This is a genomic window from Sphingomonas mangrovi (assembly GCF_047975845.1).
Taxonomy (GTDB): Bacteria; Pseudomonadota; Alphaproteobacteria; order Sphingomonadales; family Sphingomonadaceae; genus Sphingomonas.
Map to the genome: position 1 here is coordinate 22049 of NZ_JBIUCZ010000038.1, position 6504 is coordinate 28552.

Here is a 6504-nt window from a genome sequence, read left to right on the forward strand (position 1 = left end):
CGGGGCCCAGGTGGGGGACGTCGCGGCTCGCTCGAACTGCTACCCAACTGGGCCCCGGCCTCCGCCGGGGCGCGGCCCCTGTCCTACACCGCCGAAGCATGGCATGGCGCACCTTCCGATCCGAACGGCCGATACCGCCCGCCGCAGCACCGCATCCTGGCCTAACCTTCGACGAACCTTTCGATGACCCTGCCGATCCACGCCGTCCTGCCCGACCTGCTTGGGTGCCTGCGCGACCGCAGCAGCGCGGTGCTGGTCGCGCCGCCGGGCGCGGGCAAGACCACCGCAATCGCCCCTGCGCTCCTCGCTGAGTCGTGGTGCACGGGCGAGGTCCTGCTGCTCTCCCCCCGCCGCATCGCCGCGCGCGCCGCCGCCGAGCGGATGGCCGCGCTCGCCGGCGAGCCGGTCGGCCGCACCTTCGGCTACGCCACCCGCATGGACAGCCGCCGATCGGCCGAGACGCGGGTGACGGTGGTGACCGAGGGCATCTTCGTCGCGCGCATCCAGGCCGATCCCGAGCTTGCCGGCATCGCCGCGGTGCTGTTCGACGAAGTGCACGAACGCAGCCTCGACAGCGACTTCGGCCTGGCGCTCGCGCTCGACGCGCAGGCGGGGCTGCGGCCGGACCTGCGCATCGTCGCCATGTCGGCGACGCTCGACGGCGCCCGCTTCTCCCGGCTGCTCGACGACGCGCCGGTGATCGAGAGCGAGGGGCGCAGCCATCCGCTCGAGTTGCGTCACCTCGGCCGCAACGCCGAGCAGCGCATCGAGGATGCCGTCGCCCGCGCCGTCCGCACCGCGCTCGCCGACACCGACGGCGGCGTGCTTGCCTTCCTGCCCGGCGTGGGCGAGATCGAGCGCACCGCCGAGCGGCTGGAAGGGCTCGGTCCCGACATCGTCCTCCACCGCCTCCACGGCAGCCTGGAGCCCGGCCAGCAGCGCGCGGCCGTCGCGCCCGATCCGCAGGGACGTCGCAAGCTGGTGCTCGCCACCGCCATCGCCGAGACCTCGCTGACCCTCGACGGCATCAGCACCGTGGTCGACTCCGGCCTCGCCCGCCGCCCGCGCTACGATCGCGCCGCGGGGATGACCCGGCTGGTGACCGAGCGCGCGAGCCAGGCCGCCGTCACCCAGCGCGCCGGCCGCGCCGCGCGCCAGCGGCCGGGCGTCGCCTATCGGCTGTGGGAGGCCGCCGCCACCGCCGGGCTGCCGCGCTTCGATCCGCCCGAGATCCTGGAGGCGGACCTGTCGGCGCTGGTGCTCGACTGCGCGCGCTGGGGGGTGACCGATCCGACGACGCTGCGCTGGCTCGATCCGCCGCCGGCCGCCGCGGTCGCCGAGGCCAAGGCGCGGCTCGCGACGCTGGAGGCGATCGACGGCGATGGCCGGCCGACGCCGCACGGCCACGCCATCGCCGCGCTGCCGCTGCCGCCGCGGCTTGGCCACATGCTGGTGCGGGCCGGCGAGCGCGGGCTGGCGAGCGTCGCGGCCGAGGTCGCGGTGCTGCTCGGTGAGCGCGGCCTGGGCGGGCAGGACGCCGACCTGGAGCTGCGCCGCCTTCGCTGGCGGACCGAGCGCGGCCAGCGCGCGGAGGCGGGCCGCCGCATGGCGCAGCGCTGGGCGAAGCTGGTGCCCGCCGCGCCGCCCGCGGACGATCCCCAGGCGCTCGCCACCTGCGTCGCGCTCGCCTTTCCCGATCGCGTCGCGCGCCGCCGCGACGCGACGGGCGAGCACTGGGCGAGCGTCGGCGGGCGCGGCTTCCGGCTCGACCCCACCTCACCGCTCGCCAGCGCCGAATGGCTGGCGGTCGCGGAGACGCAGGGCGCCGCCTCGGGCGCGCGCATCCTGTCGGCCGCGGCGATCGACCTCGCGACGATTGATTCGCTGTTCGGCGATCGCATCGCCGTGCGCCGCACCGTCACCTTCGATCCCGCCACCGGCGCGATCAGTGCGGTGCGCGCGCGCACGCTCGGCGCGCTGCGGCTGAGCTCCGGGAGCGATGCCGCGGCTTCGACGGCGGAGATCGAGGCGGCGCTGCTGGACGGGGTGCGCAGCCACGGCCTCGCGCTGCTCCCCTGGGGTGAGGATGCCGCCGGGCTGCGCGCCCGCGCGCGCTTCGCCGCCGAACAGGGCGGGATCGACGATCCGCTGGCGGACGCGGTGCTGCTCGACCGGCTCGACGAGTGGCTGCCGCCGCTGCTGTCGGGCAAGCGCCGGCTCGACGCGATCGGCGGCGGCGCGCTGGTTCAGGCGCTGGAGGCGCTCGCCGGCTGGGACGCGATGCAGGCGGTGCGCCGGCTCGCGCCCACGCGCTTCGAAAGTCCCGCGGGCTCGACCCATGCGATCGACTATGGCGCCGAAGGCGGTCCGCGCGTCGAGCTGCGCCCGCAGGCGCTGTTCGGCCTCGCCCGCCATCCGACCGTCGCGGGCGGCGTGGTGCCGCTGGTGCTCAGCCTCACCTCGCCGGCGGGGCGCCCGATCCAGACGACGCGCGACCTGCCCGGCTTCTGGGCAGGAAGCTGGGCTGCGGTGGCGAAGGAGATGCGCGGCCGCTATCCGCGCCACCCCTGGCCCGACGATCCCGCCGCCGCCGCCGCGACGCTGCGCACCAAAAAGGCGGATGCGCGGCAGCGCTAGGCGCGTTAGAGCGTTCGGCAGAGAGCTCAATCCCGCGTGGAGAATCCAGTGCCGTCCGCCCGTATCTACCAGCGCCCCAAGAACGCCCTTCAGTCCGGCCGCGCCCGCACCGACAACTGGGTCCTGGAGTTCGAGCCCGCCGAGGCGAAGCGCCCCGATCCGCTCACCGGCTGGGCCGGTTCGGGCGACACCCGCGACCAGCTCCGCCTGAACTTCCCGACGGCCGAGGCGGCGACCGCCTATGCCGACAAGCAGGGCCTCGCCTACCACGTCGTCCCGGCACCCGAGCGCACGCTCAAGCTCCAGGCCTACGCGGACAATTTCAAGTAAGGGGGGCGGGGGGCCCTCCCAACCGTCGTCATGCTGACGGAAGTCAGCATCCAGACGCGCAACGCTCGCGACTCTTGTCTGTAGCGGCAATGGATCCTGACTTCCGTCAGGATGACGAGAGGGAGCGGCGAGCCCTACCGCCCGACCATCCCCGCGCCGAGCAGCAGCAGCAGCTTCACGTCCATCGCGAAGCCCTCCGCGCGCTTGGCGGCGATGAAGCCCTCGACCTCTTCCAGCGGCACGCGGTGGACGGTGATGCCTTCGCCCTCGACGCCGCCGCCCGCGCCGGTCTTCACCAGCTCGCGCGCGCGCATCAGCGTGAAGCCTTCGCTCACCATGCCGGGCGAGGAGTGGAAAAAGCCGAGCGATTCGATCCGGCCGGGGCGGTAGCCGGTCTCTTCCTCCAGCTCGCGCGCCGCGGCGGTTTCGACCGCCTCGTCCGCGGCTTCGTCGCCGACCAGCCCCGCCGGCAGCTCCAGGCAGCGCCTGCCCAGCGGCATGCGGAACTGGTCGACCAGCAGCACGCAGCCTTCGTCGTCGACCGCCAGGATCACCGCCGCCTGAATGCCGCGGGTCCGCGCGACATATTCCCACGTCCCCTGCTTCTTGGCGACGATGTACTTGCCCTCCCACATCGTCTCGACGGGGAGGTTCGTGTCCTTGGTCATAGTTCGATCAACCGGTCCGGGAGTTCGTTGACGGCGTTCCCCTCACGCGGGAAATGCTCGGCGAGCACGACGCCGATCTGGGCCACCGCCTCGGCCATGCCGTCGGCGACGCGGCCGTCGCGCACGGCGGCGACCAGCGCCGCCATCGCCTCGCCCCACACTTCGGGCGCGACCCGTTCGTGGATCGCGGCGTCGGCGATCAGCTCGGCACGGTGCTCGGCGAGCGACAGGTAGAGCAGCACGCCGGTCTGCGCACGGGTGCGCTTCTCGGTGGCGGTGCGGAACAGAGATACCGCGCGGCGCCGTACCCGGCGGCTCTTGGTGGCCCCTGGCGTCAGCACGAGTCGGAGGGACGAGAGGGTCAGCAGCAGTCGCACGGCCAGGAACGCCAGCGTCTGGAGCACCAGCGCGATCAGCAGCAGCATGCTGGGATGCACGCCCTGCGTCCAGGGATCGAACACGCGCTCGTAGAGCGCCGCCGCGATCCCCGGCCACACCGACAGCAGTGCCAGCACCAGCAGCATCGCCAGCACCGCCCAATGCAGCGCCACGTCGTGATAGGCGTCCGAGCGGCCGGCGACGACCGTCACGATCTCGCCGTCGGTGTCGCGTTCGGCCGCGGCCACCGCCTCGGTGACGCGCGCGTGATCCTGTTGCGTCAGATGCATCACCAGCTCCCCGAAGCGCCGCCGCCGCCGAACGACCCGCCGCCACCGCCGCCGAAGCCGCCGCCGCCCCAGCCGCCGCCACCGCCGGAGCTGCCGCCGCCACCGCCCCAGCCACCCCAGCCGCCGTGATCATCGTCGTCGCGAGAGCCGTGGTCGATCGCGTTGGCGATGGTCCACAGCACGATCGGCCAGTCGCTGCCGCCGCTGCGGCGCGACCGGTACCGCCGCCCGCGCTTGCCGCCACCACCGGCACCGCGCCCGCGGACCAGCGACAGCAGCACGAACAGCAGCACCATGCCCCAGAACACCAGCGCGAAAGGGATGCCGCCGCCGCCAGTTTTGGCGGTGCTGCGATGGGTGCGGTCGTACTCGGCCGCCGCCGCCTCGGCGCGCGCCTGCGCGTCGGCATCGGGGAGCGACAGCTGCTCGGCGAGCGCGTCGACGCCGGCGACGATCCCGCCAGGGAGGTCGCCCGCCTTGAACCGCGGCAGGATCGTGCCGTTGACGACGGTGCTGGAGAAGGCGTCGGTCAGCACCGGCTCCAAGCCGTAGCCGACCTCGACCCGCACCTTGCGATCGTTGGGGGCGACCAGCAGGATCGCGCCGTTGTCGGCGTCCTTGAGGCCCACGGCCCAGGCGCGGCCGAGCCGATAGCCGTAATCCTCGATCGGGATGCCCTGCAGATCGGGCACGGTCGCCACCACCAGCTGGTGGTTGGTCTGCTGCTGCAGCCGGTCGAGCTTCTGGGTAAGCGCCGCCTCCTGCTCGGGGGGCAGGACGTTCGCCGCGTCCACCACGAAGCCGGTGAACTTGGGGAAGTCCTGCGCCCGCGCACCCGCCGCCGGCGCGAGCGCGAGCAGCGTCGCCAGCAGCAGGCGGACCAGCCTCATCGTCGCGCTCAGTTGGTGTTGCCGAAGTCGACGCTGGGCGCGGTCTCCGCACCCGCCTGCGCCTGGAACGGCACCTTGGGCTTGGCGCCGTAGAAGACCTTGGCGCCGACCGCGTCGGGGAAGGTGCGGATGCGGGTGTTATACGCCTGCACCGCCTCGTTATAGTCGCGCCGCGCGATGGCGATGCGGTTCTCGGTGCCTTCCAGCTGGCTTTGCAGCGCCATGAAATTCTGGTTGGCGGTGAGCTGCGGATAGGCCTCCACCACCGTGCGCAGCTGGCCGAGCGCCTGGGTTAGCTGGTTCTGCGCCTGGCTGAACTTCTCGAACTCCTGCGGGTCCGACAGGTCGTCGGTGGTGATGTTGATCGAGGTGGCGCGCGAACGGGCCTCGGTCACCTTGGTCAGCGTGCCGGCTTCGTGGGCGGCATAGCCCTTCACCGTCGCGACCAGATTGGGCACCAGATCGGCGCGGCGCTGATACTGGTTCTGCACCTCGCCCCATTTGGCATTCACCGCCTCTTCGGCGGTCGGGACGCTGTTCACCCCGCAGGCGGCGAGCAGCCCCGCGCCCAGCATCGTCAGCATCGTCCGGAAGCGCATCACCTTCTCCTCAAGCCTTGCCTTCGCCGCTTGTAGCGGGGCAGGGAGCTTCAGGGCAATCGACCAAAGGGAAACCGCCGATGACGCTGATGCACGAGTTCCGGAAGTTCGTCGCGCGCGGAAACGTGCTCGACCTGGCGGTCGGCGTGATCATCGGTGCGGCGTTCGGCACCATCACCAAGTCGCTGACCGACGACCTGATCATGCCGGTGATCGGCTGGCTGTTCGGCGGGTTCGATTTCTCGAGCTATTTCGTTCGGCTGGGGCCGATCCCGGCAACGTATCGCGGCTCGCCCGACAATTATGCCGCGCTCAAGGCGGCGGGCGTGCCGCTGTTCGGCTACGGCCAGTTCGTCAGCGTGGTGATCAACTTCCTGATCCTCGCCTTCATCGTCTTCCTGCTGGTGAAGTTCGTCAACCGCGCGATCGCGGTGGTGCACGAGGAGCAGAAGGCCGGCACCGCACCGCCCGCCGCCGACCCCCCCGAAGTCGCGCTGCTGCGCGAAATCCGCGACGAGCTGCGCGCGGGGAAGGGCGGGCCCGCCTGAAATGGCGTGACCCGGCCGGTGCGTCACCCCGGCCGGTGCGTCACTCCGGCTTGTGCGTCACCCCAGCGAAGGCGGGACATTTGCATAACCGGTTTTTTGGTGAAGCGGTGGCGTGAATGGTGGTTGCGGCGGCGGGAGTGGCGACGCGGCGGGGATCGGGTGGG

At 72.4% G+C, this 6504-nt stretch carries 7 protein-coding genes; 3 read left to right on the forward strand and 4 right to left on the reverse strand.

From position 1 onward, the window contains the following. Positions 1–183 precede the first annotated feature (183 nt). Both hrpB and ACBY01_RS15195 read left to right on the forward strand, forming a co-directional pair. Positions 184–2637, forward strand: coding sequence for an ATP-dependent helicase HrpB (gene hrpB, locus ACBY01_RS15190; RefSeq protein WP_416461792.1), 2454 nt, complete (start codon positions 184–186; stop codon positions 2635–2637). 48 nt (positions 2638–2685) lie between these two features. Next, complete coding sequence (locus tag ACBY01_RS15195) at positions 2686–2967, forward strand: ETC complex I subunit (protein WP_416461793.1); 282 nt, start codon at positions 2686–2688, stop codon at positions 2965–2967. Between the two features lie 134 nt (positions 2968–3101). Here the strand turns inward: ACBY01_RS15195 and ACBY01_RS15200 are convergent, their stop codons facing one another. Genes ACBY01_RS15200 through ACBY01_RS15215 form a run of 4 tightly spaced genes read right to left on the reverse strand, consistent with a single transcriptional unit; the run spans position 3102 to position 5792 of the window. Beyond that, positions 3102–3635, reverse strand: coding sequence for an NUDIX hydrolase (locus ACBY01_RS15200; protein ID WP_416461794.1), 534 nt, complete (start codon positions 3633–3635; stop codon positions 3102–3104). Beyond that, the gene (locus ACBY01_RS15205) at positions 3632–4303 is read right to left on the reverse strand and encodes a TPM domain-containing protein (protein WP_416461795.1); all 672 of its coding nucleotides are present in this window, start codon (positions 4301–4303) and stop codon (positions 3632–3634) included. Before ACBY01_RS15205 ends, ACBY01_RS15200 begins: the two co-directional genes overlap by 4 nt. Continuing rightward, positions 4303–5193 (reverse strand): TPM domain-containing protein, encoded by an 891-nt coding sequence (locus ACBY01_RS15210; RefSeq protein ID WP_416461796.1) that lies wholly within the window; start codon positions 5191–5193, stop codon positions 4303–4305. The genes ACBY01_RS15205 and ACBY01_RS15210 overlap by 1 nt, the downstream gene beginning before the upstream one ends. Positions 5194–5201: 8 nt before the next feature. Continuing rightward, positions 5202–5792, reverse strand: a complete 591-nt coding sequence (locus ACBY01_RS15215; protein WP_416461798.1) for a LemA family protein — start codon at positions 5790–5792, stop codon at positions 5202–5204. Positions 5793–5872: 80 nt separating this feature from the next. On the opposite strand from ACBY01_RS15215, the gene mscL reads away from it, so the two are divergent. Continuing rightward, positions 5873–6340, forward strand: a complete 468-nt coding sequence (gene mscL / locus ACBY01_RS15220) for a large conductance mechanosensitive channel protein MscL (RefSeq protein ID WP_416461799.1) — start codon at positions 5873–5875, stop codon at positions 6338–6340. The last annotated feature ends 164 nt before the right edge of the window (positions 6341–6504 follow it).

Bases quoted from the DNA above. Each gene is read 5' to 3' on its own strand.
- hrpB (WP_416461792.1), top strand. From the start codon at position 184: ATGACCCTGCCGATCCACGCCGTCCTGCCCGACCTGCTTGGGTGCCTG.
- ACBY01_RS15205 (WP_416461795.1), bottom strand. From the start codon at position 4,303: ATGCATCTGACGCAACAGGATCACGCGCGCGTCACCGAGGCGGTGGCC.
- ACBY01_RS15200 (WP_416461794.1), bottom strand. From the start codon at position 3,635: ATGACCAAGGACACGAACCTCCCCGTCGAGACGATGTGGGAGGGCAAG.
- mscL (WP_416461799.1), top strand. From the start codon at position 5,873: ATGACGCTGATGCACGAGTTCCGGAAGTTCGTCGCGCGCGGAAACGTG.
- ACBY01_RS15215 (WP_416461798.1), bottom strand. From the start codon at position 5,792: ATGCGCTTCCGGACGATGCTGACGATGCTGGGCGCGGGGCTGCTCGCC.
- ACBY01_RS15210 (WP_416461796.1), bottom strand. From the start codon at position 5,193: ATGAGGCTGGTCCGCCTGCTGCTGGCGACGCTGCTCGCGCTCGCGCCG.